Raw genomic sequence first — 26,449 nt, forward strand, 5'->3', positions numbered from 1 at the left:
CTAAATGAGAGGTCGTGAGAAAACTTATGAGTGATATTGAACTTCGGCAGTCAGTTTATGACCTTCTTTCATCCCTGAGAGGATTAGATGCGCTCAAAAAATTATTCTGGTCCGAGTTAAATTACGAGCGAGAAAATCAAACCCTGTCCCGACGCAATTGGCCGGATAAAGCAGTAGAAGCATTAGCAGAAGACCCAATTTTATTGGCTTCTGGGGGGGAAGATTTTCAGGTTATCTATGCTCGTCTCAACTCTAAGCAACTGCTGCTCAATTTAGAGCGTCTTGTCGTTACTCAACTGCTAAAAAACCATCCCTACTCTCTCTTTGTTTTCTCTGATTTCCACCAAGAACGGTGGCATTTTCTCAATGTTAAATATGATGTAAAACAAGAAAAACGGCAAGTCTTGCGGCGAATTACAGTGGGTCGGGGGGAACAGTTACGAACCGCCACAGAACGCCTAAGTTTACTAGATTTAGATAATATTAGTTCCGAGTCTCCTTTAGCGATTCAGGAACGTCATGATGAAGCTTTTGATGTTGAGAAAGTTACTAAGAAATTTTTTGAACAGTATCGCTCGGTCTTTGAAAAAGTTGAGCAATTAATTACTAAAACTATCCCTAATGCTGACCAGAGAAGACTATTTACTCAGAAGCTATTTAATCGCCTGATGTTTATTGTTTTTATCCAGAAAAAGGGTTGGCTGAAGTTTAACGAACAAACAGACTATCTAGAAACATTATGGCAGGATTATCAGAATGATAACAGCACCTCGGACAAAAACTTTTATCATAATCGCTTGACTCATCTGTTTTTTACGGGACTAAATAATCCCCAACAAACGGATATTATTGGTATCAATAACGGTGGTTTTCTTCGGCAAATAATTGGCACAGTTCCCTATCTTAATGGGGGATTATTTGAACAGGATGAAGATGACCGCAATCCTAATATAATAGTACCCGATCAGGCGATCGATGTTATCTTACAGGGCCTTTTTAGTAATTTTAATTTCACTGTAACTGAGAGTACACCCCTTGATGTGGAGGTAGCAGTGGACCCAGAAATGTTGGGAAAAGTGTTTGAGGAATTAGTCACGGGAAGACATGAATCAGGTAGTTATTACACACCTAAACCGATAGTTTCTTTTATGTGTCGGGAGGCTTTGAAGGGATATTTAAGCAGTAAATTAACTTCTGAAAACAAAGAAGCGATTGAGCTTTTTGTTGACGAATATAATGCTATTAACTTAAAGAATCCAGAGGCAGTTTTAGAAACCTTAAAACAGGTCAAAGTCTGTGATCCTGCCTGTGGAAGTGGAGCTTATTTATTGGGAATGTTGCATGAGTTATTAGATTTGCGTCAGTGTTTATTTGCTACTAAAGGCATTGATTATAAAACGGTTTATCAGCGCAAGTTAGAGATTATTGAAACTAATATCTATGGAGTTGATATCGATCCTTTTGCGGTTAATATTGCTCGCTTAAGGTTATGGCTTTCCTTAGCGGTTGAATATGAGGGAGACAATCCGCCACCGCTACCCAATTTGAAGTTTAAAATCGAAACAGGAGATAGTCTAACTGCTCCTAATCCCCAAGGTTCTGGGATGGTGCGCGAGGAGTTTATCCATCGGTTTAGGGAAGCTAAAGCGAAGTATTTAAGAGCGCATTTAGGCAGTGATAAACAAAGTCTTGAACAGGAGATTAATGAGGTTAAGAAACAGATTGCTTTATTAACCCATGGCAGTGCTTCTGTGATTGCGAGTGAAAAGGAAGCTATCTCAAAAGGGTTTGATTGGGTGGTGGAGTTTGCCGAGGTATTAGCGGAGGGAGGTTTTGATATTCAGGTAGCAAATCCCCCCTATGTGAGACAGGAATTAATTAAGGATTTAAAACCAACTTTAAAGCAAGTTTACCCGGAAGTTTATACGGGAACATCGGATTTATATTGTTTCTTTTATGCGAGAGCTTTACAATTACTTAAAACTGGGGGAATGTTAGCTTTTATTTCTTCTAATAAGTGGTTTCGGGCAAAGTATGGGGAGAAGTTAAGAAAGCATATCGCTGATACTTGTCAGGTGAGAAGTATTACCGATTTTGGGGAATTGCCAGTTTTTGAAAGTGCAGCTGTTTTAGTGATGATTTTTCTCGCTCAGAAGCAATCAGATATAAAATTAAACACTCAATTTACTCAAGTTCAATCTTTAGAGTCACCTTATCCTGATATTAAAACTGTTATTAATGAACAGGGAACAATTTTACCTAATAATTCTTTAAATGGTAAAAATTGGCTATTAAGTGATTCTACTACGGCAAGTTTAATCAATAAAATGTCAGCAGCCGGTATTCCTTTAGGTGAATACGTCAATGAAAAAATTTATTGGGGTATTAAAACTGGTTTTAATCAAGCTTTTGTGATTGATGGTGCAAAACGAGCAGAATTAATTGCTAAAGATCCTAAAAGTGCAGAAATTATTAAACCTTTAGCTGTGGGTGATGATGTGAGAAAATGGTGTATTAGAAGTAAAGATAAATACCTAATCGTTACTAGCATTGGAATTGATATTAAAAAATATTCTGCTATTTTTGAACATTTAAACCAGTGGAAGCTCGAACTAGATAAACGCTATGATAAAGGTAAATTTTACTGGGAATTACGCGCTTGTGCTTATTATGCAGAATTTGATAAACCTAAGATTGTTTTTCCAGATATTGCAAAAGAGTCACGTTTTGCCTTAGATGAAAAAGGTCTTTATGTTAACAATACAACCTTTATGATTCCAGTTTATGATCTTTATCTTCTGGGGGTACTTAATTCATTAACGGTATTAAAATATTATCATCAATTAAGCCCTCAGATTTTGGGGGGACATTTAAGATTTCAACGTCAATATGTAGCCAAAATCCCCATCCCTCCCGCTTCTGAATCTGAAAAAGAACCCATCATCAAATTAGTACAAAAATGCTTAGATGCCAAAGGAGTTAACTGTGAAGAATGGGAAAAAGAGATAGATGAGAGAGTAGCGGCATTGTATGGATTGTAAGGGGTTAGATACCCGACTTCTTAAAGAAGTCGGGTATCTGAAATCATCACAGCGAATCTGTTAAAATAGAGGTAAATAAACCAGTCGTCAGATGAGAGAGTAGCGGCATTGTATGGATTGTGAACCTTAAGATTGTTACAAGATGCTAAAATTAGGAAAACCTGCTAAAATTAGGATATGCCAGCTAGGGATATCACAGAGAGGAGATCGTAGAATGGCAATCAACTACAGTGAATTAGTTAAATCCCTAATTGAAGAACAAGCTAAAATTCAGCAGTCTAGTGAAATTTCCCTAGAAATAATCTTTGACGATCTGAGAAAACATTATTTATTAGTACAAGTTGGTTGGCATAATAATCATTGGATTTATGGATGTCTTTTACATTTAGATATTATTAACAACAAAGTTTATCTTCAACAGAACAACACAGAAATTTCAGTAGCTGAAAAGTTAGTTAAACTAGGAATTCCTCAAACAGATATTGTCATCGGATTTCACTCTCCATTTAAACGAAAATTCACAGAATATGCCATTAATTAGGAGTAAAAATAATATGGAAAAACAACTTATCAAGCATTACAATTACCGATTGAATTAATTCAGAAAACTCTCTCTATTCTAGATCGTGAAACTGCCGTCTTAGTTGAGCAAGCTTTATCCTAAAATACCATGAAAATACAAGGAATTATCAAAGGCAATACTATCGAGCTATTAGAGGATTTATCTCTTCCTAATGGCGTAAAAATTTCTCGGTCAATCCCCGATAATTTAATTCAAAAAAAATTATTGTGGGAAGACTTAGAAACTCTTATTGGAGTATGGAAAAATCAACCAGAACTCGATGATATTTTTTCTGAAATTGACCGAGAGCGCCATAGATCATAGTTCAATCAAGGCAGCAGAGACAATGATTGAGTAGGTGGTATAATGTGAAATTACCCAATCCTAAAAATACCATTATTGATGATAACAAATTGACCGGTTATGCCCTGAATCTAAATCATTCAGATGGACAGCATAAAGCTAGGGTTTTTAAATCCGTCTTAAACTTAGATATTAATAACGTTCAATTTCTTAAAAATGCACTCCTAGAAGCAGTTAAAACCTATGATGCTATTCCTGACAAAATCAATCAATATGGACAAAAGTATGTTATTGATTTTCCCCTGACTCATCAAAACAAAACCGCCATTATTCACAGTGTTTGGATCATCAGAAATGACGAAAACTTTCCCCGCTTAGTGACTTGTTATGTACTTTAAGGAGATAATCAAATGAAACTCTTAGATGTAGTTGCCTTATTAGAAGACTTACCCCAATTAGGATTATATTGCGGACAAGTCGGAACAATTGTAGAAGTTTATGAACCGACAGTTTTTGAAGTGGAATTTAGCGACACATCAGGACGTGCTTATGCTATCGAAACCTTACAAGAAAATCAACTAATGTTATTACATCATTCTCCCTTAGAACCTAAAAATTTAGTTGTAAATATAGGGTAAATTTTCTTAAAAAACATTATTGATATAAGTAGTCGTGCAAAATAAATTTCCTAGTGAAGAAAGGCAAAAGGCAAGAGGCAAGAGGCAAGAGGCAAGGGGGGGTTAGATTTGTGTAATTAATTTTGCTTAGGTACTTAACAATTATCTTATGGATATCGAACTATGCCTACCCACGACATCATCGACAATCGCCAGCAAAAATTAGTCGATAACATCAACCAAATTCTCCACTCTTCAGAAGCCGCTCATTTTGCCGTCGGTTACTTTTTCCTCTCCGGCTTTACTGCGATCGCACCCCGTCTCGCCACCATCCCACAAATGCGCCTCCTAATTGGCAACACCAGCAACCGGGAAACCATCGAACAACTAGCAGAAGGCTACCGCCGCTTAGAACTAATTAAAGACCATCTGGAAGCACAAGAATACCCCAAACGGACAGAACGCAAGCAGATGGCAACAGAAACCGCCGACAATATTCGTTCCAGCGTCGAACTGATGGACCAAACAGATCAAACAGAAACCTTAGTAAAAAATCTGGTTCTTATGATTGAAGAAAAACGCCTTCAGGTGCGAGTTTATACTAAAGGGCGACTCCACGCTAAAGCCTATATCTTCGACTACGGGACAATTTATAACCAGCAGGGACAACCTTTGGAACGTCAAGAAAAAGGCCTTGCTATCGTTGGTTCTTCTAACCTTACTTTATCAGGAATTTCCCACAATACCGAACTTAATGTTATCGTTCACGGTAATGAAAATCATGCCAGTTTAACAGAATGGTTCAATCAACTTTGGCAGGAAGCAACAGAATTTGATGAAACACTGATGCAGTCTTTACAACAGTCTTGGGCGATGATGCCAGTACGTCCCTACGACATCTATATGAAAACTCTCTATATGCTCGTGCGCGATCGATTGACAGAAGAAACTGCCAGCGAAATGATGATAGATAACGAAATTACCGAGAAACTAGCAGACTTTCAAAAAGTAGCAGTTAACCAAGCGATCAAACTCATCCGCGAGTACGGAGGTTGTTTCGTTTCCGATGTGGTAGGACTAGGAAAAAGCTTCATTGGTGCTGCCATTGTCAAACGCTTTGAACAAGTGGAAAAAGCCCGCCCCCTCATTATTTGTCCAGCGCCACTGGTGGAAATGTGGGAACGCTACAACGAAATTTATCAACTTAACGCCCGCGTTTTATCGATGGGATTGCTGCGGGAAGATGAAACCAGTGGCATCAGAGTTTTATTAGAAGATTTTAAATACAAAGATCGAGATTTTATCTTAATTGATGAAAGTCATAACCTGCGGAATGCCGCAACCCAAAGATATAAAATCGTCGAAGCCTTTTTAGCAGCTGGGAGACAATGCTGTTTCCTGACAGCAACTCCTCGCAATAAAAGTGCTTGGGATATTTACCATCAGATTAGGCTTTTTCATCAAGATGATAAAACAGATTTACCCATAGATCCGCCCGATCTAAAAGAGTATTTTCGATTAGTAGAGAAAGGAGAAAAACAGTTACCTGACTTGTTATCTAACATCTTGATCCGGCGCACTCGCAACCACATTTTACGCTGGTACGGCTTTGATGCCAAGACTCATAAACCCGTAGATTCAGACAATTTCAAGGATTATTTAAACGGAAATCAACGCGCTTACGTTATTGTGGGTGGTAAGCATCAGTTTTTTCCCAAAAGAGAACTACAAACCATTGAATATAGTATTGAAGATACCTATCAAGGACTTTACCAAGAACTGCGCCAATATTTAGGGAAATCTCGCCAACAGCAACCAGCCAAACCTCGTAAAAATGAACTTTGCTATGCTCGTTATGGTTTGGGAAATTATGTATTACCAAATAAGCGCAAACAAGAACCATTACTCAGTTTACAAACTGGAGGGGCAAATTTAAGAGGACTGATGCGAGTTCTGTTATTCAAACGCTTTGAATCTAGCGTTTATGCCTTCCAACAAACTGTTAAGAAATTACTGCAAGTCCATCAACGCTTTCGAGAAGCTTTACGCCAAGGAATTATCCCCGCCGGAGAAGAAGCTCAGGCAATTCTCTATGAGCCAAACAATGGGGAAGAACAAGACATTATCGATGCCTTGCGTCAGGCATCTGGGAAGTATGATATAGCTGATTTTGATGCCCCAAGATTGCAGAAACACCTCGAACATGACATCCAATTGCTAGAGAAAATTTTGCACTTAGTTGAGCCAATTACCCCAGACAAAGATGCGAAATTACAAACTCTCAAAAATTGGTTGAATAAACCTCCGCTGCAAGATAGCAAGTGCCTCATCTTTACTCAGTATGCTGATACCGCCTATTACTTGTATCAAAACCTCAATCCTAACGGCGATCGAGACGATCTAGAAGTCATCTACAGTGGCGATAAAAATAAGGCGCGGGTAGTGGGAAGATTTGCCCCCAAAGCCAACAAATACTATAAATTACAACAGGGAGAGTCGGAAATCAAAACTTTAATTGCTACCGATGTTTTAGCCGAAGGTTTAAACCTACAAGATGGCAACCTGATTATTAATTATGACCTGCATTGGAATCCCGTCCGACTTATTCAAAGGTTTGGTCGGATTGATCGGATTGGCAGCGAGAATGATGTGGTTTACGGCTTTAATTTTCTCCCAGAGACTGGATTGGAGCGGAATCTAGGATTACGACAAAAACTCAAAAACCGCATTCAAGAAATTCATGAAACCATCGGCGAGGATGCGGCAATTCTCGACCCAACGGAACAGCTTAACGAAGAGGCTATGTATGCAATTTATGAAAAAAGTGGTAGTCATCAATTAAGTTTGTTTGAAGATGAGGGAGAATTTCTCGACCTCAACGAAGCCGAAGAAATTCTCAGACAACTCCAGCGAGAAAATCCGGCTGAATACGAACGGATAGCTAACCTGCCTCATGGCATCCGAACGGCTCGCTTTTCTCTCAATAAGGGCATAATTGTCTTCTGTGAAGCTTCTTATCCGAACCGCAAAGATTGGAAGGGCTACCAGCAATTATATTGGCTCGATGAACGGGGAGAGATCATATCAAAAGATACTGCCCGCATTTTAGGAATGCTCAAAACCACCCCAGAAGAAGCAGCGCTGCCGCTGCCCAAAAATTACAACCAAGCAGTCATGCAAGTCAAGATTAAATTTGCCCAAGAAGTCCAACACCGCCAATCGGAACGGGAGTACAGCCGTTCTCTGACTCAAGCACAGCGCTACATCTTGCGAGAACTAGGACTGCTGTTTAAAACCACTCAGGATGAAGAAATCCGTAAGCAGGTTAACCTATTAGAACAGGCCTTTCGCCAACCGATTACCACTGTACTCAAGCGCGAGTTAAACCTGATTAAGCGCCGTAGCCTGACAGGAGAAGCTTTGTTTAGCGAACTGAAGAAATTATACAGCCAACATGAGATGCGGGACTGGTTAGATCGCCGCCGCTTGCAAGGTGAGGAGCAACCAATTCCCATCATTATTTGCAGTCAGGCTTTAGTTTAGAAACGGCGATCGGTCAAGGTATAGAATTAAGTTATTGGTTAAAATCCCGCCCGCCTTATCTCTGCAATTGTGAGAAAAAGCTACAATTAATCAATCCTAAAATACCGGGAAAAAGTCATGACAGCCCTAGACATAATCCCAGATGTCACCTATCCCCCCACAGATTTATGGAGTGATGAACCACCATTGGAAAGTGATCTACACCTGCAACAGATCATCATTCTCCTTAGTTGTCTAGAATTATTATGGCGCGAGAGGAGTGATTACTACGCTTCGGGAAATCTAACCATCTACTACAACGAGGAACAACTAAAAAAGCGCAATTTCTGGGGTCCCGATTTTTTTGTGGTTTTAGATACCGAAAAACGTCCCCGCAAAAGTTGGGTAGTTTGGGGAGAACAGGGTAAATATCCCGATGTAATTGTCGAGATTCTCTCCGATTCTACGGCCAATATTGACCGCAATAACAAGAAAATTCTCTACCAAAATACCTTTCGCACTCCTAATTATTTTTGGTTCGATCCCAATAGTTTAGAATTGCAGGGATTTAGACTAATTGAGGGACAATAAGTAGTCGTGCAAAATTAATTTCCTAGTGAAGATAGGCAAGAGGCAAAAAGCAGGAGGCAAGAGGTGGTTAGATATGTGTAATTAATTTTGCTTAGGTACTTATCAAGCCATTTCTCCCAATGAACAGGGTTATCTGTGGAGTGAACAGTTAGGATTATATTTAGGCATATTTGACCGTAAACTGCGTTATTTTACCGCCGATGGTCAATTAGTCCCCACTCCTCAAGAAGCGGAATTAGAGCAAAGACAGGCAAAAGAACAGGCTCTTTTAGAGAAAGAACAGGCTCTTTTAGAGAAAGAAAGGGAACGACAAGCTAAGGAAAAATTGGCCCAAAAATTGCGAGAATTAGGCATCGATCCCGATACAATTTAGGGGAAATATTATTTTCTAGTAACTATGGTGACAGCAGCGCCCCTAGTGGGTGTAATTATGGGTAGTGATTCCGACTTACCCACCATGAAAGAAGCGATCGCAGTTTTAGAGGTTTTTCAGATTAGCCACGAAGTCGCCATCGTCTCAGCCCATCGTACCCCCGAAAAAATGTTTGAATACGGCAAAAACGCTCATTTAAGGGGAATAAAAGTGATTATCGCTGGAGCCGGCGGCGCTGCCCATTTACCCGGGATGGTGGCATCTTTAACCCCCTTACCCGTGATTGGAGTTCCCGTAGTCACGCGCACTTTACAAGGGTTAGACTCTCTCTATTCAATTGTACAGATGCCCGCAGGCATTCCCGTGGCCACAGTGGCGATCGGTAATGCCAAAAATGCCGGACTTTTAGCGGTTCAAATTCTCGCCACTGGTAATGCTGATCTTTTAGAGCAAGTTATCGCCTATCGTCAATCCCTCACCGATTCCGTCCTCGAAAAACAAAGCAATCTTCAACGAGTAGGCTATCAAGACTATCTAGAGCAGAGTTCACCTAAGTAGGGTAGATTGAGAAAAGATTAAGTAACAAATTATGAAGTAATTATGCGTTGGATCACCGCTTGTGTATTGAGTCTATTGCTCTTTTTTGCCCTACCCATGGCCGCTTATGCCGATAGCCCGACTATTAGCGAAGAACAGATTAGAGAAGGGGAAGTTATCGCCGAAAAAGCCCTAGAAGCCACAGAAAAAGGGGATTACGCCCAGGCCGAAAGCTATTGGACCCAATTAGTCGCCAAATTCCCCACTAATCCCGCCGTCTGGAGTAATCGCGGCAATGCCAGAGTCAGTCTCAATAAATTAGAGGATGCGATCGCTGATTTTAACCAAGCGATCGCCATTGCCCCCGATGCCCCCGATCCCTACCTCAATCGCGGCACCGCTTTAGAAGGAGAAGGCAAATATCAAGAAGCGATCGCCGATTATAATAAAGTTTTAGAACTAGATCCCAATGATGCCTTTGCCTATAACAATCGCGGCAACGCTGAGGGCGGTTTAGGGGACTGGGAAGCCGCCGTCAAAGACTATCGCCAAGCCACTCAACTAGCCCCGAATTTTGCCTGGGCGCAAGCTAATCTGGCCCTGGCCCTGTACGAATTGGGCAGATATCCAGAAGCAGTCCAAAAAATGCGGAATATTGCCCGCAAATACCCCATGTTTCCCGATGTCAGAGCCGCCTTAAGCGCCGTTTTATGGACCCAAGGACAACAGGGAGAGGCGGAAAGCAATTGGGTAGCCGCCGTCGGCATGGATACCCGCTATCAAGACCTCGATTGGGTAAAAAGCGTGCGCCGTTGGCCGCCAAATATGGTTCTAGCCTTAGATAAGTTTCTTAACTTAAAGTAAAGAAGGACTAAATAGCAATTTTTCTCGCAGTAGCGGGACTCAGAGGCAAATTATCCAGAAATCGGCGACTAAGATACAGTTGAGATGTGCTGGGTTGTACTGCATTTAAACTGCGTCGGGGAATTTTTAGTACAAATGCTCGAACTTCCTCGACCCAGATATGGTTAAATTATCATTTCTGGACGACCGGCTACTGTTGCCCGTTCCCCAAAAAGAAAACTTTGCACCTTACCATTAAGATAACTGCTTTATCTGCAATGGCCTTTTTTACTCTCACTCACATTAACCATGACCGAGCCAACCCAATTAAACTATCACGATACCTATTCTTGTCCCGTCTGTCGCCATGGTAAAATTGCCGCTTTACCACTAATGGAAGCCTATGCTTGTAACTTTTGTCAACACATTTTTACTGCTAATTTAGAACAACAGGTTTTAAAAATGGCCGATAGTCAATTACCCTTAACTTGGTATTGGAATGGTAAGTATTGGCAGGGTTTACCGAGAGAAGGAATGGAGATGGCAGGTTTTTACTTAATTATCGGTTTAGGATTTGTGATTTTTCCCACGGCAATTGTGGCTACGGGGGCCTATCTTTTTCCTCCAGTCGAGGGGAGTCCTTTGTCATGGTTGCCTCTATTTTGGTCGATTTTAACCTTTGTTTGCCATGGTATTTGTTTACTCTGGTTAATTATCGAATATTATCAGTTTCCCGTTAATATGTATCTGCGGGCCTTGGCTCGTCGTTGGCAAAATTCTGTCGTCACTAGATTATTATCCTAGTAGTGATTCAATCCCAGACAGGGGAGCAGGAAGTGGGGTGTAGGGTGTGGGGATAAAAAATCTGATAACTGATAACTGATAACTGATAACTGTTCCCTAAATTATCCCCAAAGGACAAAATTGACCCGATAATTCTAGTTTATTGTTTTGCAGCAGATATAAACCGTATTCAATTCCTTCTACTACTGCTTGATAGGAAGCTTCCAAAATATTACTAGACACTCCCACGGTAGTCCATCTTTGTTGACCGTTACTTGACTCGATTAAAACCCTAGTTTTCGCTGCCGTCCCCGAACCACTATCGAGGATTCTCACTTTATAATCGGTCAGGTGAAAGTTAGCAATTTCGGGATAGAATTTGACTAAAGCCTTTCTTAAAGCTCGATCTAAAGCGGCCACCGGTCCGTTACCCTCGGCCACTTCTAATAAATCTTCCTCTTTTACCCGTACTTTAATTGTAGCGATCGCATTACCACTATCCCGCAGCATATCACAATAAACTTGGAATCCTTTTAATTCAAAAAGGTGGCTTCTCTGTCCCAAAGCTTCCCGCATTAATAACTCAAAACTAGCTTCGGCCGCCTCAAATTGATAACCCTGACTTTCCAAGATTTTTAAACGTTCCAAAATTTGCCGGCAGGTGGGATCATCTTTATTTAAATCGATGCCAAAACTGCGCGCTTTCGCTAACACATTACTTAATCCCGATTGGTCAGAAATGACGATGCGGCGCTGATTCCCGATCGCTTCTGGGTTAATATGTTCGTAGGTGAGGGGATTTTTCGCCACCGCAGAAACGTGAATACCACCTTTATGGGCAAAAGCGGAACGTCCGACGAAGGGAGCATGATCATCTGGGGCTAAATTGACCATTTCGCTGATTTTTCGGCTAGTTCCCGTCAATCGGCCTAATTGATTTTCTTCTAGGCAAGAAAAGCCCATTTTTAACTGAAGATTGGGAATTAAAGTACATAAATTGGCATTGCCGCAGCGTTCCCCATAACCGTTAATTGTGCCTTGAATCATGCGTGCGCCCTCGTTAACTGCCGCTAAGGAGTTAGCCACGGCGGTTCCTGCGTCATTATGAGCATGGATGCCTAATTTAGTCCCATTTTCGTTATCAGGATCGATGCCCAATTGCTCCCGCACTTTCTCCACAATCGGGGCGATTTCTTGGGGTAAAGTGCCACCGTTGGTATCACAGAAAACTAACCATTCGGCCCCAGCAGCTAGGGCGGTTTTGAGGGTTAAAAGGGCGTATTCGGGGTTATTTTTGTAACCATCAAACCAATGTTCGGCATCATAAATGACTCGTTTTCCCTGACAGCGTAGATACTCGATCGTATCTCCTATCATGGCTAAATTCTCCTCCAGACTGGTTTTTAAGCCCTCTGTGACGTGCATATCCCAAGATTTGCCGAAAATTGTCACCCAACGGGTTCTAGCGGCGAGAATGGCGGTTAACATCGAATCTTCCCGGGCCTCGATATGGGGGCGACGAGTGGAACAAAAAGCGACTAATTCCGCTTGTTTTAGGGGTTCTTCCTGCATTTTCCAGAAAAATTGACCGTCCCTAGGGTTTGCGCCCGGCCAACCGCCTTCGATAAAAGGAATACCCATTCTATCTAATTCCCTGGCGATTTTAATTTTATCTTCTAGGGAGAGGGAAATACCTTCTCGCTGGGCCCCATCCCGGAGAGTAGTGTCATAGACCCAAATGCGCTTACCATTGTTCATAGAAATAGTCAATAAGTGTTAATATTAATTAATAACTGTAGCCACTTAAAATCACGTCCCTAATGCCTAGAATAACAGTTTACGGTCAAACAATCACCTGCGATCGAGGTGCAAATCTCCGCCGCGTATTATTAAAACATGACATTTCTTTGTATAACGGCGGTTCCCAGTTGATCAATTGTCGCGGCATCGGCAGCTGTGGAACCTGTGCGGTGGCAATTGTGGGCGAAGTTTCTGCTATCAATTGGCAGGAAAAAGCGCGTCTTTCTTTACCTCCCCATAACCCCGATAATCACCGTCGTCTTGCTTGTCAAGTCAGAGTTTTTGGTGATATTGAAGTGACTAAATACGATGGTTTTTGGGGACAAGGAGACTCAGTGATCACTGATCACTGAGCAGTTTTGAGTTTTCAGTGAACAGTATTAAGTGTTAAAGTGTTAAATTATTAACTGGCAAGTTCGCAGCCTTCTTTTCACTGATTACTGATGACTGATTACTGCGGGTCGATCTCCTATCTGTGACTTTCCCTCACCTATAGGTGAGCAGCAGCAGTTATTCAAAGAGGACGCAGGCAATCATTAGTGTCAACTTAAGGAAATAGCCGCCCAAATTTGTTGAGAGAGAGCATCCCTTTGCCTGTGTCGTTTACTTTCAGCTTTAACTAAGCCAAAAAGTTGAGCTCCGTCGGCTAAATAACTTAGCACATTGGCTGAATGCTGCCACTATCATCATTATCTTACTGGCCAATTGCACTTTTTGCTCTGGGGCGATTTTGAGTCTTCTTCTTAACTGCTCTAGGGTTGAGCCATCTGCTATCCAGATAGCAGTAAATTTTGGTCTAACTCTTGGCCATCGGGCTTTTCTCGGCAGATTTTGCGGTTTTTCCTGACTTTTCTCTAACACCTGTTTGAGCAGAACTGACCAGATTTCACAGGGTAAGTGGATCAAGCGTTTGGAGACAGCTTGTTTACTTACTTCTCAAGGCTTTACCCATAATAATCCTTCTTCTTTTAAGACTCTTACTGCTTCACTTAATCCCGCTATTTGACAATAGACTAAGCTCAATACTAAAGGGACCATTACTGGTGGATTTAAAAGCCTATTTCTCATTAATTTCTCATGATTTACCTGGAGATATTTTAAGGGAGCAAATAAAGTGGGTGTTAAGTATTGAGTTAATTCTTCTACCATGGGAGGAATTGCCAAGGTGGGTGACTGACATTAACGGCGTAAGTCGGGATTCCCCTCTTTTTTCGCTCGTTGCTTAGAGTGCGTTTCCCCTGACTCACCTCTGATTTCTCTGGGCTATTTTACCATTTTTTACTTCCTTTCTCTGGGATGATCAGCTACTCTTGATCATTCAGCTTCTTGCTTAAGTTGACACCAATGACCGCGGGAGCCCAAAATGTCCTCGAGATATTTCGACCAAATTGAGATGCACAACCCAGAAACCATCACCTCTATATATTGTTACATTCCCCAAGATGTTTTGACGAAAAAGCTTCCTTGTAGAAACTACGATTGAGAACATTTTCAATACTTGATTTTTTCTGAGAAAAAAAATTACGATTCTTCACCTTGATAAAAATCAATCATACTAAATTCGGTTATTAAAAACTGATTATCTATTACCTCTTTTGCCTTTTGCCTATTGCATGAGTGCCTGTCCTCATAAGTAGCCTATACTCAACGGATTGAGTCTCATTGTCGCTATAGTCCCCACGGGGAATCGGTGTTAAGCAATATATTAGTAAAAATTATCAATTGAATGTTAAGAAGTGCAAAAAGTGGGATAAATTTTCTTTTGCCTGTTAGCTGCACTGAAAAAATGGGCATACTATAGGGATGTAGTGGGTTGTACAGTCTTAACTGGCTCTATTCCATGTCATCAGCAAACGAGAAACTTCCTACCAAGCTGTCTTCCTTTGCCCAAAAGTTAGTGCAATCGGGTTATGTCACGATCCCGCAACTACAAAAGGCAATGATCGAGAGGCAGAAAAGTCATCTACCTCTAATCGAAATTTTACCCCTGATCACCGGCCGTCCTTTACCCAAAGAGGTACTGGCATACTACCGACTCGAACAACTGTCAAAATTAAAAGCCAAGTATGGGGTAGAATATCTTGACCCTGAAAGTGAGACCCTCGACTGGAGAGAAATCGAGAATCTGTTTCGCACGCTCCTTCCCTTGGAAATTTGCCGTCGTTATCGGATCCTGCCCCTACAAAAACAGCAATCCGCTGCCAATGTCCTGCACCTAGCCATGGTGGATCCGGCTAATCAGGAGATTCTCGATGATTTACGTCGTATCCTCCGAGATCAAGAATTGCAGTTTGAACGTCGTGTCATCGATCGAGCAGATTACCATAAATTGGTCGAAATCTATCATTCTCGCCAAGAAGAAGCCCTATCTAGCCGTTTTCTTCCCGAAGAACAAGAGCTAGAGACCATAGTTGACATAACCAGCCTTTTTGAAGATGGCCAATCTCTCCCCCATCCCCAGCACAAATTAGCCGACAAGGATCTCGGTCTGATTCAACAGGCCAATCAAAGGATGATCGTCAGTGTCGTTAATAATATCCTGCTTCAAGCCATCGAAAGTAAAGCCACGGAAATTCACCTAGAACCCCAAGAAAATCAATTAACTGTCCGTTTTCGCCAAGATGGTCTCCTGCGTTCTGCCTGGGAACCGATTTCTCCAGAAGCGACCCCAGGGATTATCTCACGGTTTAAAATTCTGGCTAACCTCGATGTCAGCGAAAAATCGCGACCCCAACAGGGAAAAATGACCATAACTTTTTCCGGTCGCAAAATAGATTTTCGTCTCCACACCCTACCCCGTCCACAGGGAGAAAAAATTCTCCTGCGGGTTTTTGATTCTCGATCGCCACTTTGGCTCCTCGATGAGTTGATTACTAGCCAAGAAACCTGTAAACTGGTACGCACCATGATCGATCGCCAGGCGGGGTTGATTCTGCTCACCGCACCGGCCGGAGGCGGTTGTTCCACCAGTTTCTATTCTCTACTAGCCCATCGAAACCGGGGTGGGGTTAATATCGCTACCCTGGAAACCTCGATCGAACGCAGCCTTAACGGTATTACCCAAGTGGAAATCGCTGATGGTCAAGGCCGAGATTATGCCTCGATTTTGCCCTCTTTGCGCCATCAAGACCTGGATATCATCGGTATCGATCGCCTGGCGGATTCTGCCACCCTTACCCATGCCCTAGAAGCGGCTTTGACTGGACATTTAGTTATCTCTAGTTTACCCCTCAATGATGCCTTTGCCGCGATCGCTCGCCTCCATCAATTAGCGGAGCCGGCCCTAGTGGCTGATAACCTAATTGGAGTGATCAATCAAAGACTGGTGCGACGGGTTTGTCCGGTTTGTCGGCTGAAACATCAACCAAAAAGGGAGGAATTAGCTAAATTTGGTCTTTCTCCCGCCCAAGCTGCTCAATACAGCTTTTATAAAGCTAATTCCCTCACTGCCGAAGAAATCATCCAAGCGCGGGAAAAAGGCAGATTATGCCGTCATTGTCACGGCAGCGGTTATCATTGCCAGATTGGGGTCTTTGAAGTAATCACGATTACCCCTGACCTGAAAACTTGCATCGCTGGCAGGAAACCCGCCGATATACTCAAAAAAGCGGCAACACGGGCAGGATTCAAGTCTCTCCTCGCCTACGGTTTGGAATTAGTCCGCCAAGGTTATACTACCCTAGAGGAAATCGAGCGCGTCATGGCTGATCAATTAACTTTACCCTCCCTCTCTGCTGCCAATAATCCTGAGATTCCCCCGGATGTTTTCGGGAGAATCGAGGCGATCGAGCAGTTATTACAGGCTCTCAACCGTGAATTACAGTCACTAAAGCGAGAAATTAGCCTAAATTCGCCCATAGCTTCCCCTGAGAGCGCAAATCCAACTACTATCGACCAGGAGTTGCCTGATTTGACTAATCCAGTCCTTCCTTCCCGAAACTGGTCATCGGACAAAGAAGCGATCGTTTCCGATGATCCTGTTTATGAGGAGTTAACCGACCCCGGCGATTGGGAACAGTTAAAACGGGAACTAGACCAGAATCAAGAACTGATCGTCTCCTCGCCAGTCGATACCTTTTTTCCTTCCGCCCTCGATCCTTGGTCTTAGTCGGGGAAAAGAATTAAAATTTAACCTGGACAATATTTGAGAACTAAAAAGTAATGACCACAGAATTAGAAACCAAAAAAGTTACTCCTACTCGCTGTTTAGTTGGTGCGGCAATTTCGGCAGCACTGGGGACAATTCTCTATTATCTCACGGCAGCGATCGGTCATTCTTTTTACTCAAAACCAATGGTTGCTCACAGTCCGATCGCCTTGAGAATTGGCAGTGCTGTCCGGACTTTAGTTTTTGGTTTAGCTTCTCTAGGAACCTTTATTTTTGTTTTTGTCACCATTGGTTTAATTCTTTTGGCTATCCAATTACTACTTAAAGGCCCTCAAAAAATATAAATTATGAATTATGAATTATGAATTGGAAGTGGGGAAGTGGGAAAGTGGGGAGCTTTTCAGTGTTGCCAAAGGCACGGCGTAGCCGTCCAGTAAACAGTAAACAGTGAACTGATAACTGATAACTGATAACCGATTAACGGACATTTTGAGCGGTAAAATCTTCGATGAGTTGTTCTAAAGCGGCCGAGGAGGCGCGGGTAATCAGAAAACATCTAAACTCTTGGCCTTGACTAAGATATTGGGAATAGGCCGCCTGTAAAAAAGGTTTATAGCTGGGGTTTTTGCGAATATAAACCTCAAAAAAGGCCAAAGATAGGGAATGGGCGTAACTATCGATCAGATATGGTGCTGGCAGGGTAAGATCGGCTACGGATTCGATCGCTTCGTTAATTCCCGCATCTAGTACCGAAAAATCAACGTGAGCTTGACCTTCAATCAGAGCTAAATATTTATTTTCAGTATTGAGCAGGGGAAAAGAGCGCACCTGTTCAAAAATAGCGGGGGTAGCGGGATCGTAGGTTCCTGCCGCCACAAAAGTGGGAATTTCGATCTTAGCCAGTCCTTTAGCCCCGAAAATACTCCAATTAAACGGATTAACCGCAAAAATCGCTTTTATTCTCGGATCGCGAAAGTTGTATTCTTCTCGGGGTAAATCCAAAGCACGACACTGCAGCAAGAGGGAGAGATTGAGAAAAGCTAATCTTCTTTGACAGTCCCGTTGTAAATTCTCGAAATCGATCGTCGCTCCACCTACAGCTAAGGCTGTATAACCGCCGAAGGAATGTCCAGCGACTCCCACATTATCTAAATCTAATTGCCCCTGAAATTCCCTAGCGTTGCGTCTTTGCAATTCATCGATCACAAAAGATATGTCCAATGGACGATTGACAAATTCGTTGCTATAAAAAACCATCCGCGATAAACCGGCGAGCAGATTCTGCACCTGTAGGGTATCGCTACCGGGATGTTGGGGCATGGCAACGAGATAACCGTAACTAGCCCAATGTTCCGCTTGTCGGACAAAATCTTCAGGACGGGAAGCTAAACCGTGGGAAAAGACGATAACAGGGGTTTTCTCGGTTAATTGCCCCTTGGGTTTGACAATGATTAGATAAAGTTCCCTCTGACGACGGCTATCGGTTAAATCCAGCCGCATTTGTTCCACTTGTCGCGGTCCCGGTTGTCGGGGGTCGGTCATGGCGGTAAAATTAATTTCACCGGCCTTTTTAGCTTCTTTTAAGGATAATTGCGCCACCTTTTCCGTGAATACTGTGGTGGCTTTCAGGACGATATCGATCGCCCGGGCTAATCTTTGCACTCTGGTGACATCAATCTGCATATTAGTGGGCAGATTACGCAGCAGGTTAAGAATAGTTACCCCTTCCGGTTCAAAGGCTGATTTAACTAGGGCAGAACGCAGGGCAAATTTACCATTAATACCCCCTTGAATGGTGATCAGTTCCCCTAAAAGGGTTAGGATATCTTCCCCCATTCTGGTGTTAAAAAAGCGCGAGATCAGGACGGGATTAACTTCTTTACTTGTGGTTAAAGCTTGGCGAAATTCTTTTTGTTGTTCGGCGGTTGTATTACCTAAATATTGTCTTAGATTAGCGTCAATTCTGCCAGTTTTGGCAAAGTTTTCTAGGGAACTAATTTCTAGGGTACGACTAAAGGGCACTAAGATAAAAGTGATTCTCTCGGCCGAGAGGACAGGAAAGCTAGTCAGTATCGTTCCTAAGCAACCCAGAGCGATTGAGCGGCTAATTTTGGCTAATTGCAACAAGTTTTTCTGCTCCTTTTCTTCCTGCGATCTTATTCCTCCTGGATTATAACAGTAACCTAGCAGTTTTTAACGGTTTTCTTGTTTGATTATCAACAAAAGTTATCAATTTACCTTGATCGATAATCTTGACCTAGAATAAGTACCTGGGCAAAATTAATTATACATATCTCACTACTTTTTGCATGAGTGTATGAGTGCCTATCCTAACCAAGAAATTAATTTTCTACGACTACTTAATAGGTAACAAGTCTCGAAAATTTCCATCTTGCCGATTTCAAGATTTCAGGGTAAAAATGCCAAAGTTGCCACCACTTTCACACCAAATTCTTCCTCAAAAACAGGTTTTTTATAGTCTAAACTCCATAATTCTAAAGCACAATCATCTTCAGCATTATTGGGAAAAAGATGCAGATGTAGGGTTCTATACTCAGGATCGTACTTACATTCAATCTTTTTAATCGCTCCTATTTGTCGTCGATCTAAAGCCACAGCCAAGCGCAGTATAGCACTTAAATGTCTGATCATATACTGATAGTATTCCGTTAATTTCATAAAATCATCGTGTCTTTTCTTCGGTTTACTTTTGCGGTGATAACGAGCGATATTAGCGATAACTTCTAACTCTATTTCTGTATAGCCCAACAGTTCACCATTGCGAATTAAATAATAGGAATGTTTATGATGGGCCGCATGACTAACATATAAACCACTATTATGTAAAATTGCCGCCGCCCATAATATATCTTTAGCCTCCTGATTCCAGGAATGTAATTGACCTTGAGTTTGCTCGAACAAAGACAGGGAAAATGTCGCTATTCTCTCAGCAGATTCTAAATTAACTTGATACTTTTTGCCTATTTTCAAGACACTGCGCTGGCGGATTTCACTCTGATAAAGTAACCGATTATCAATTAACCCGTGGGTCAGCATCCAATCGACGATTACCCCTTCTCGCAAGGCCCTTTCACAGAGAACTAACTTATCAACATCTAACATGGTCATCGCTTCCAAAAGCACGATCGAACCGGCTAGAATTATCTCGGCCCGTTTATCGGACATCCCCAGAATTGCCAGTCTTTGGTGATAGTCCAAAGTGGCGAAACGTTTGACTAATTCTTTGACATCTTTGCGGGTTAATTGATAGCCATTTAAAGGATTGGGAATTTCCCCCAATTTCTCCAAAGCATGGATAGTCATCAAAGTTTCGATCGTCCCAGAAGTTCCCACTAACCGCGGCACTTCTCCCAGCTGTAAATGATGTTTAATTTCCTCTACTGCCCGCTCTAACATTCCGCGGGTGTATGCCCTTAAATAGGCCAATTCTGTGGTACTAATGGGATCGGTGGTCATGAAATCCTGGGTCAAACGCACCGCGCCGATTTTGGTACTACTAAGAAAGCGAATTTCTTGACTATCAGCTAAGATTAATTCCGTGGAACCGCCACCGATATCGATAATAATATGGGCTTGATTTTGGAAATCCATCCCCGAGACGACACCGAGATAAATCCGGCGCGCTTCCTCCTGTCCAGAGATAAGATTTACAGAAATACCGACTTCTTTCTCGATTAAAGCCAAAAATTCGTCACCGTTGGCCGCTTCCCGGGTGGCGCTGGTGGCGACGGCAATAATCTGATCCGCATGGAGACTAATAGCTAAATCGTGACAGCGTTTTAAAGCGGCGATCGCTCTTTCCATGGCTACTAGGGTTAATTTACCGGTTTTCCGATCTCGATCGCCGAGACGAACTGTATCCTTTTCTCGGGCAATAATCGTAAAAGCGGGTAAAGACGGTTCAATTTCCACCACTACCATGTGAACCGAATTCGTACCAATATCGATCGCCGCTAGGATTTGGGCATCGGGGACTTTTGCCAGGGGAGCTAGTCCCTGATCGGGTGTAACTTGATTAGAAATATTCACCATCGCTTATCAGTGATCAGTTACCAGTCGGTGGATAGGGGTTAGGGAAAAGGGCAAATAACCTTATCGAGCATCGGCAGCTAACTCCGCTGCCGCTGACACCCGATCGATCGGGGTTGGTCTTATTATCCCTCTAATTGTCCGCCTCGGCGCCGCAATTTTAGCTTTGTATAGCAGTTATCGAAAATTTGGGTTGAAAACCCCGTGGTAGAACGACGGCTTTTCTTGCTTCTTAATAGAGTATCTGAGAACTGCCAAAGGCTTAGATCCCACAGAAGAAACAGAATAACCAGGAGACCAAAGAGCATCTTTCCCCTCTGGTTTAGGATAGCCAGCTTGTCCATGCCTGCGACTAGAAACCCATTTTATCCTAAATCCTGTTTAAAAAGTATAGGATAGTGGGGTGTGGGGAGAAACAATTCATAACTTGAGAGTGATCAAAATTCTCCGTCGTCAAGCTTCCCAAGCTGAAAGTTTAGGTGACAGGGGAACCCGTTATCTCTACGAACAAATCCCCCTGAAAACCGAAGAAAGGGCCTATCATCTCAGTCATTTCTTAACCCGAGACAGTTTAACTGTTGCCTTTGTTGGTCATAGTGCCAATTAATAGCATCTGGGTCAATCATCTCCAATAGAGGGTCGAAGACTAGACTCTCTTTTTTTATGGCCATTTTCACCCCCTGGGGAACAGCTTATCTGTGGATTCCACTTTTTTCCACTTCTGTCACCCAGAATTATGGGACTGACATCACCCCAAACCCTCTCGTATTCTAAGGTTATCGACAGGAAAGAGAGGTAACAACCATGTTAGTCAGCCACCAAAATCCAACTTTTGTCCGTAACTACTTAATCGCAGTTATCTCCGTGGTGATGATGGGTGTGGGAGTTGCCGATCTCGTCAATAATCCCTCTCGAATCGCTCAACAAAACCGTCTTGATGGTTATGGTCGCTATGTTAGCGCTGGTTTGGTTAGCGGTGCGGTCAATAATATGCGTTAATTTGCCTCTGATTCTCAATCCTGTTGAAAAGGTGTGAGTAATTATGAATTATGAATTATGAATTATGAACTGGGGAGAATAAATAAAAATAATCTCCTGACTCCTGACTCCTGACTCCTGACTCCTGACTCCTGACTCCTGATAACTGATAACTGATAACTGACTCCTGACTCCTGACTCCTGATAACTGATAACTGATAACTGATAACTGATAACTGATAACTGATAACTGATAACTGATAACTGATAACTGATAACTGATAACTGATAACTGATAACTGATAACTGATAACTGATAACTGATAACTGATAACTGATAACTGATAACTGATAACTGATAACTGATAACTGATAACTGATAACTGATAACTGATAACTGATAACTGATAACTGATAACTGATAACTGATAACTGATAACTGATAACTGATAACTGATAACTGATAACTGATAACTGATAACTGATAACTGATAACTGATAACTGATAACTGATAACTGATAACTGATAACTGATAACTGATAACTGATAACTGATAACTGATAACTGATAACTGATAACTGATAACTGATAACTGATAACTGATAACTGACTCCTGATAACTGATAACTGATAACTGATAACTGATAACTGATAACTGACTCCTGATAACTGACTCCTGATAACTGATAACTGATAACTGATAACTGATAACTGATAACTGATAACTGAAACTGCCTAAACCCAAGAATGGAGAGCGCGTAATTGGGGGGTTTTTTTAGCTTGGTGGCTCTGCATTCTTTGTAAAACATCATCGAGAATTGTCACCGCTTCCCGGATATATTCCCCCTTATTCAGCATGACACATTCGGCCCTTTCGGCCATAGCGGCATCGGTAATCTCGGCCCGGGAGGGAATACTTTTCTTGACCAGATTTTCTAGGACTTGGGTAGCCCAAATTACTGGAATATGGGCCGCTTCGCATAACCAGAGAATTTCCTCTTGAATTTCTGCTAATCTTTGATAGCCAATTTCTACAGCCAAATCACCCCGGGCAATCATCACCCCAAAAGGTTGTTTACCGGCGGCATGGATGATTAATTCCGGTAGATTTTTCACGGCTAAAGGTGTTTCTATTTTGGCGACAATTGCTTTTTGTCGCCAAGCATCCCCCAAACGACTTTGTAACTCTAGCTGTAGTGTCTCGATATCGCTGGCTTTTTGTACGAAAGAGTAACCGATAATATCGGCATTTTCGGCAATAAAATCTAAATCTTGCCGGTCTTTTGCGGTCAAAGGATCGATATTTAAGACCGTATCGGGGAAATTTAAGCCCTTATCTGCTTTGAGTTTTTCCCCTTTCTCCCTAGCGTGGGTAATTTTTAGTAAGAGACCTTCTGGCATTATGGCAATAACTTCAGCCCCGATATGACCATCATCAATCCAAACTTTCGCCCCGACGGGAATTTGGGGAATAATCTCCGGTTGGGAACAATTAGCCTGAAAATACTGAGGATGGGCAGTATGGGGCGGTTGGGTGGTTAAGAGGAGAAAATCCCCTTGATATAGTCTGGTTTGGGACTGGGGGGCTAAAATCTGTTCTAAACGGATTTTCGGGCCGGCTAAGTCCATATAAACTTTACAGGTATGTCCATTGACTAAATTTTCGGGATTTTTGACCGCCTCGCGCAGATTTTCGATCATTCCCTGCCACTCTTTGGGTCCATCATGGGCGCAATTAATGCGAATACAGTCCATCCCGCAACGCAGTAATTGAGCGATAAAATCGGGGTCGGTTGCCGCCTCCGTCGGCATTGTCACCATAATTCGCACCCGACGCCGGGGGGAAGGCAGGCCGAAAACTTCGGCGCTATGGGAGGCTAAAAGTTGATCTCCTTGGAAAAATGCCTCTAAAGGGGGATGTTTTGGCAATAATGAGGCTTCTTGATGACAAACCGCCCCTAAAGTGGCAATTACGGCATCGAGGGTCGGTAAAACTTTCGATTCAATCCGGCCGAGGGAAGATAATCCCCAGGGCATTAAAGCTAATTGTAAATCCCGGATATCTTCTTGTCTCAGGGCGAGATAATAGGCTAAATTACGGGTGCTAGGTTGAAAATTATCCTTTTCAATCAGGTTTTTCCACTGCTGCAATTTCTCCTCTCCTTCTACTGTCACAAAATGCCGTAACCTTTGCAGATGATGGAGGAGAGTTTGGGGATAGGATAATTGTTCTCGTTTGAGTTGTTCTGAGAGAGTTAAAGACATAAAATCAAGTAAAAATTAAAAATCGTCAATTACTAAGGCAATACTTGCCTAGAAAATGATCACTTTCGCCGCTTATATTGCTTGTGGGCGGTTATGGGGTCAGTTCTCAGGTATAATCTCTCTATTTCTATACTAAGCAAATATCCTGTCTCTAGAAGTTAATTTTTGCTGCGATTTATGGCGGTTATCTTCATGGTGAGGTGGGAAGTTTTGGTTTTCGGGGTTCGCTGGTCGGTGGTCGCTACTAGAAAAGCTAGGTTTATCGGTGAAAAACTATCGATAAGCTTCCCTGTTTTATTCCATAAAATTAAAAATAATGGCGGACATTGGTTGAATCAATTATCTTTTTTGAGCTATATTCAGGCTGTATAAAGTGATTAGTAACTACAGTATTAAGTTTTATGAAGGGAGGGAATGCTCCAGAATCGCGACTATAATGAGTAAACAGATCATTCCTGTGTCGGCGAGAGCGAGAAAATATGTCTGCCACTGAATACGAAGCAATTATCGGTTTAGAAACCCACTGTCAACTCAACACCAAAAGCAAGATATTTTGTCCCTGTCCCACCAACTTCGATAGTCCCCCCAATACTAACGTCTGTCCCGTCTGTTTGGGTTATCCTGGGGTATTACCCGTCCTTAACCAAGAGGTCCTAGCCAGTGCCGTTAAACTGGGATTAGCTATCGATGGTAAAATTACACCTCATAGCAAATTCGATCGCAAACAGTATTTTTATCCCGACCTGCCGAAAAATTATCAAATTTCCCAGTATGATCTCCCTATTGTCGAACAGGGTCAACTAGAAATCGAGATCGTCGATAAAAAAACTAAGGAAGTTAGCCGCAAAATTATCGGCATTACCCGTCTGCACATGGAAGAAGACGCGGGAAAACTGGTTCATGCCGGCAGCGAACGTCTCTCCGGTTCCACCCATTCCCTCGTGGATTTTAATCGTACAGGTGTACCATTATTGGAAATTGTCTCGGAACCGGATTTACGCACTGGGGCCGAAGCGGCGGAATATGCCCAAGAATTAAGGCGTTTAGTGCGTTATCTCGGCATCAGTGACGGTAATATGCAGGAAGGTTCCCTGCGCTGCGATGTCAATATTTCCGTTCGCAAAAAAGGCACTGAAAAGTTCGGGACTAAGGTAGAAATTAAAAATATGAACTCCTTTAGTGCTATCCAAAAAGCCATAGAATACGAGATTGATCGACAAATTGAAGCGATCAAAAATGGGGAATTGATCGTACAGGAAACCCGTCTTTGGGAAGAAGCTACTCAACGGACGATTAGTATGCGGAAAAAAGAAGGTTCTAGCGATTATCGCTATTTTCCCGAACCGGATTTACCCCCCCTAGAAGTCTCCCCAGAACAGTTAAAAGCTTGGGCGGAAGAATTACCGGAATTACCCGCGCGTAAACGTCGTCGTTATGAAGAAGAATTTGGTCTTTCCGCCTACGATGCCAGGGTTTTAACCGATGATCGCACCGTGGCCGAATATTTTGAAACTGCTGTAATTGCGGGGGCAAATGCGAAATTAGTCGCTAACTGGATCAGTCAAGATATCGCCGCTTATTTGAATAATAATAAGCTGACGATCACAGAAATCGCCCTGCAAGCGTCAGACCTAGCCGAATTAGTTAAACTGATTGAAACCGGAACAATTAGTGGCAAAATTGCTAAGGAAATTTTACCCGAACTTCTCACCCAGGGCGGTTCACCCAAAGCGCTGGTGGAAAAGAAAGGATTAATACAAATTTCTGACACTTCTGCCATCGAAAAACTGATCGAGGAAATTATCGCCGCCCATCCAAGTGAGTTAGAAAAATTCCGGGCTGGTAAAACCAATCTTAAGGGATTTTTTGTCGGTCAAGTCATGAAAAAAAGCGGCGGTAAAGCCGATCCTAAATTAACTAGCCAAATCTTAGATCAAAAACTTTCTGGTTAGTTATATTCAGTGATCAGTAATCAGTAGAAATTATGAATTATGAATTATGAATTATGAATTATGAATTATGAATTGGGGAGGGGGGAGAATAAATAAAAACACTCTCCCGAATACTGTCTCCTC

Annotated in this window: 21 protein-coding genes and 3 pseudogenes; 17 read left to right on the forward strand and 7 right to left on the reverse strand. The window is 42.3% G+C overall.

Going from position 1 to position 26,449, the window contains the following annotated elements; all coding sequences use genetic code 11:
- Positions 1–26: 26 nt before the first annotated feature.
- The 11 genes and pseudogenes from B5D77_RS13710 (at position 27) to B5D77_RS13760 (ending at position 11,193) form a co-directional block, all read left to right on the forward strand.
- Positions 27–3,041 (forward strand): Eco57I restriction-modification methylase domain-containing protein, encoded by a 3,015-nt coding sequence (locus B5D77_RS13710; RefSeq protein ID WP_106909017.1) that lies wholly within the window; start codon positions 27–29, stop codon positions 3,039–3,041.
- A 214-nt stretch (positions 3,042–3,255) separates the two neighbouring features.
- A complete protein-coding gene (locus B5D77_RS13715; RefSeq protein ID WP_106909018.1) occupies positions 3,256–3,582 on the forward strand; it encodes a XisI protein in 327 nt (108 codons plus the stop codon).
- Positions 3,583–3,711: 129 nt separating this feature from the next.
- Entirely contained in the window at positions 3,712–3,927 is a 216-nt protein-coding gene (locus B5D77_RS13720) for a hypothetical protein (RefSeq protein WP_072923986.1), read from the forward strand.
- 26 nt (positions 3,928–3,953) lie between these two features.
- Positions 3,954–4,304 (forward strand): DUF6883 domain-containing protein, encoded by a 351-nt coding sequence (locus B5D77_RS13725; RefSeq protein ID WP_199308296.1) that lies wholly within the window; start codon positions 3,954–3,956, stop codon positions 4,302–4,304.
- Positions 4,305–4,316: 12 nt separating this feature from the next.
- On the forward strand, positions 4,317–4,544 hold the full coding sequence (locus B5D77_RS13730) for a DUF4926 domain-containing protein (protein ID WP_106909019.1): 228 nt from the start codon (positions 4,317–4,319) through the stop codon (positions 4,542–4,544).
- Positions 4,545–4,706: 162 nt separating this feature from the next.
- The gene (locus B5D77_RS13735; protein ID WP_106909020.1) at positions 4,707–8,066 is read left to right on the forward strand and encodes a helicase-related protein; all 3,360 of its coding nucleotides are present in this window, start codon (positions 4,707–4,709) and stop codon (positions 8,064–8,066) included.
- Positions 8,067–8,183: 117 nt separating this feature from the next.
- Positions 8,184–8,633: pseudogene (locus tag B5D77_RS13740) on the forward strand (Uma2 family endonuclease); the annotation flags it as partial.
- Between the two features lie 97 nt (positions 8,634–8,730).
- Positions 8,731–9,009: pseudogene (locus B5D77_RS13745) on the forward strand (Uma2 family endonuclease); the annotation flags it as partial.
- A 24-nt stretch (positions 9,010–9,033) separates the two neighbouring features.
- Positions 9,034–9,567, forward strand: a complete 534-nt coding sequence (purE, locus tag B5D77_RS13750) for a 5-(carboxyamino)imidazole ribonucleotide mutase (protein WP_106909021.1) — start codon at positions 9,034–9,036, stop codon at positions 9,565–9,567.
- Positions 9,568–9,609: 42 nt separating this feature from the next.
- Positions 9,610–10,410: a tetratricopeptide repeat protein gene (locus B5D77_RS13755; protein WP_106909022.1), complete on the forward strand. Its 801-nt coding sequence runs from the start codon at positions 9,610–9,612 to the stop codon at positions 10,408–10,410.
- A gap of 288 nt (positions 10,411–10,698) precedes the next feature.
- Positions 10,699–11,193: a hypothetical protein gene (locus B5D77_RS13760; protein ID WP_008205728.1), complete on the forward strand. Its 495-nt coding sequence runs from the start codon at positions 10,699–10,701 to the stop codon at positions 11,191–11,193.
- A gap of 96 nt (positions 11,194–11,289) precedes the next feature.
- On the opposite strand, the gene cimA is transcribed toward B5D77_RS13760, so the two are convergent.
- Positions 11,290–12,930, reverse strand: a complete 1,641-nt coding sequence (gene cimA / locus B5D77_RS13765; protein ID WP_008205730.1) for a citramalate synthase — start codon at positions 12,928–12,930, stop codon at positions 11,290–11,292.
- A gap of 62 nt (positions 12,931–12,992) precedes the next feature.
- Between cimA and B5D77_RS13770 the strand changes: the two genes are divergently transcribed.
- Complete coding sequence (locus B5D77_RS13770; RefSeq protein ID WP_008205732.1) at positions 12,993–13,325, forward strand: 2Fe-2S iron-sulfur cluster-binding protein; 333 nt, start codon at positions 12,993–12,995, stop codon at positions 13,323–13,325.
- Positions 13,326–13,587: 262 nt separating this feature from the next.
- On the opposite strand, the gene B5D77_RS25885 is transcribed toward B5D77_RS13770, so the two are convergent.
- Positions 13,588–13,878 carry a hypothetical protein gene (locus B5D77_RS25885; RefSeq protein ID WP_008205735.1) on the reverse strand — a complete coding sequence of 97 codons (291 nt, stop codon included), beginning with the start codon at positions 13,876–13,878 and terminating at the stop codon, positions 13,588–13,590.
- A gap of 30 nt (positions 13,879–13,908) precedes the next feature.
- A complete protein-coding gene (locus tag B5D77_RS13775; RefSeq protein ID WP_008205737.1) occupies positions 13,909–14,121 on the reverse strand; it encodes a hypothetical protein in 213 nt (70 codons plus the stop codon).
- 691 nt (positions 14,122–14,812) lie between these two features.
- On the opposite strand from B5D77_RS13775, the gene B5D77_RS13780 reads away from it, so the two are divergent.
- A complete protein-coding gene (locus B5D77_RS13780) occupies positions 14,813–17,080 on the forward strand; it encodes a GspE/PulE family protein (protein WP_106909023.1) in 2,268 nt (755 codons plus the stop codon).
- A 53-nt stretch (positions 17,081–17,133) separates the two neighbouring features.
- Positions 17,134–17,424, forward strand: a complete 291-nt coding sequence (locus B5D77_RS13785) for a DUF3082 domain-containing protein (RefSeq protein ID WP_008205740.1) — start codon at positions 17,134–17,136, stop codon at positions 17,422–17,424.
- A gap of 133 nt (positions 17,425–17,557) precedes the next feature.
- On the opposite strand, the gene B5D77_RS13790 is transcribed toward B5D77_RS13785, so the two are convergent.
- Together B5D77_RS13790 and B5D77_RS13795 are read right to left on the reverse strand one after the other, a co-directional pair.
- Positions 17,558–19,207, reverse strand: a complete 1,650-nt coding sequence (locus tag B5D77_RS13790; RefSeq protein ID WP_106909024.1) for an alpha/beta hydrolase — start codon at positions 19,205–19,207, stop codon at positions 17,558–17,560.
- Positions 19,208–19,489: 282 nt separating this feature from the next.
- Positions 19,490–21,133: a Ppx/GppA phosphatase family protein gene (locus B5D77_RS13795; protein WP_106909025.1), complete on the reverse strand. Its 1,644-nt coding sequence runs from the start codon at positions 21,131–21,133 to the stop codon at positions 19,490–19,492.
- Positions 21,134–21,563: 430 nt separating this feature from the next.
- On the opposite strand from B5D77_RS13795, the pseudogene B5D77_RS13805 reads away from it, so the two are divergent.
- Positions 21,564–21,737, forward strand: a pseudogene (locus B5D77_RS13805) (DNA starvation/stationary phase protection protein); the annotation flags it as partial.
- A gap of 197 nt (positions 21,738–21,934) precedes the next feature.
- Positions 21,935–22,129, forward strand: a complete 195-nt coding sequence (locus B5D77_RS13810) for a hypothetical protein (RefSeq protein ID WP_002738625.1) — start codon at positions 21,935–21,937, stop codon at positions 22,127–22,129.
- A gap of 62 nt (positions 22,130–22,191) precedes the next feature.
- Here the strand turns inward: B5D77_RS13810 and B5D77_RS26640 are convergent, their stop codons facing one another.
- Both B5D77_RS26640 and B5D77_RS13825 read right to left on the reverse strand, forming a co-directional pair.
- Positions 22,192–22,854 carry a hypothetical protein gene (locus B5D77_RS26640; RefSeq protein WP_216824523.1) on the reverse strand — a complete coding sequence of 221 codons (663 nt, stop codon included), beginning with the start codon at positions 22,852–22,854 and terminating at the stop codon, positions 22,192–22,194.
- The gene (locus B5D77_RS13825; RefSeq protein WP_008205756.1) at positions 22,845–24,374 is read right to left on the reverse strand and encodes a pyruvate kinase; all 1,530 of its coding nucleotides are present in this window, start codon (positions 24,372–24,374) and stop codon (positions 22,845–22,847) included. The genes B5D77_RS26640 and B5D77_RS13825 overlap by 10 nt, the downstream gene beginning before the upstream one ends.
- A gap of 479 nt (positions 24,375–24,853) precedes the next feature.
- Here B5D77_RS13825 and gatB point away from each other — a divergent pair, with 479 nt between their 5' ends.
- Positions 24,854–26,326, forward strand: a complete 1,473-nt coding sequence (gatB, locus tag B5D77_RS13830) for an Asp-tRNA(Asn)/Glu-tRNA(Gln) amidotransferase subunit GatB (protein ID WP_106909026.1) — start codon at positions 24,854–24,856, stop codon at positions 26,324–26,326.
- Positions 26,327–26,449 lie beyond the last annotated feature (123 nt).

The organism is Microcystis sp. MC19, assembly GCF_003019735.1.
In the GTDB taxonomy this organism is placed as follows: domain Bacteria; phylum Cyanobacteriota; class Cyanobacteriia; order Cyanobacteriales; family Microcystaceae; genus Microcystis.

What these genes read in the sequence shown, in the direction of transcription:
- B5D77_RS13710 (WP_106909017.1), top strand. Translation starts at nt 27, where the DNA reads ATGAGTGATATTGAACTTCGGCAGTCAGTTTATGACCTTCTTTCATCC.
- B5D77_RS13715 (WP_106909018.1), top strand. Translation starts at nt 3,256, where the DNA reads ATGGCAATCAACTACAGTGAATTAGTTAAATCCCTAATTGAAGAACAA.
- B5D77_RS13720 (WP_072923986.1), top strand. Translation starts at nt 3,712, where the DNA reads ATGAAAATACAAGGAATTATCAAAGGCAATACTATCGAGCTATTAGAG.
- B5D77_RS13730 (WP_106909019.1), top strand. Translation starts at nt 4,317, where the DNA reads ATGAAACTCTTAGATGTAGTTGCCTTATTAGAAGACTTACCCCAATTA.
- B5D77_RS13735 (WP_106909020.1), top strand. Translation starts at nt 4,707, where the DNA reads ATGCCTACCCACGACATCATCGACAATCGCCAGCAAAAATTAGTCGAT.
- purE (WP_106909021.1), top strand. Translation starts at nt 9,034, where the DNA reads ATGGTGACAGCAGCGCCCCTAGTGGGTGTAATTATGGGTAGTGATTCC.
- B5D77_RS13755 (WP_106909022.1), top strand. Translation starts at nt 9,610, where the DNA reads ATGCGTTGGATCACCGCTTGTGTATTGAGTCTATTGCTCTTTTTTGCC.
- B5D77_RS13760 (WP_008205728.1), top strand. Translation starts at nt 10,699, where the DNA reads ATGACCGAGCCAACCCAATTAAACTATCACGATACCTATTCTTGTCCC.
- cimA (WP_008205730.1), bottom strand. Translation starts at nt 12,930, where the DNA reads ATGAACAATGGTAAGCGCATTTGGGTCTATGACACTACTCTCCGGGAT.
- B5D77_RS13770 (WP_008205732.1), top strand. Translation starts at nt 12,993, where the DNA reads ATGCCTAGAATAACAGTTTACGGTCAAACAATCACCTGCGATCGAGGT.
- B5D77_RS13775 (WP_008205737.1), bottom strand. Translation starts at nt 14,121, where the DNA reads ATGGTAGAAGAATTAACTCAATACTTAACACCCACTTTATTTGCTCCC.
- B5D77_RS13780 (WP_106909023.1), top strand. Translation starts at nt 14,813, where the DNA reads ATGTCATCAGCAAACGAGAAACTTCCTACCAAGCTGTCTTCCTTTGCC.
- B5D77_RS13785 (WP_008205740.1), top strand. Translation starts at nt 17,134, where the DNA reads ATGACCACAGAATTAGAAACCAAAAAAGTTACTCCTACTCGCTGTTTA.
- B5D77_RS13795 (WP_106909025.1), bottom strand. Translation starts at nt 21,133, where the DNA reads ATGGTGAATATTTCTAATCAAGTTACACCCGATCAGGGACTAGCTCCC.
- B5D77_RS13810 (WP_002738625.1), top strand. Translation starts at nt 21,935, where the DNA reads ATGTTAGTCAGCCACCAAAATCCAACTTTTGTCCGTAACTACTTAATC.
- B5D77_RS13825 (WP_008205756.1), bottom strand. Translation starts at nt 24,374, where the DNA reads ATGTCTTTAACTCTCTCAGAACAACTCAAACGAGAACAATTATCCTAT.
- gatB (WP_106909026.1), top strand. Translation starts at nt 24,854, where the DNA reads ATGTCTGCCACTGAATACGAAGCAATTATCGGTTTAGAAACCCACTGT.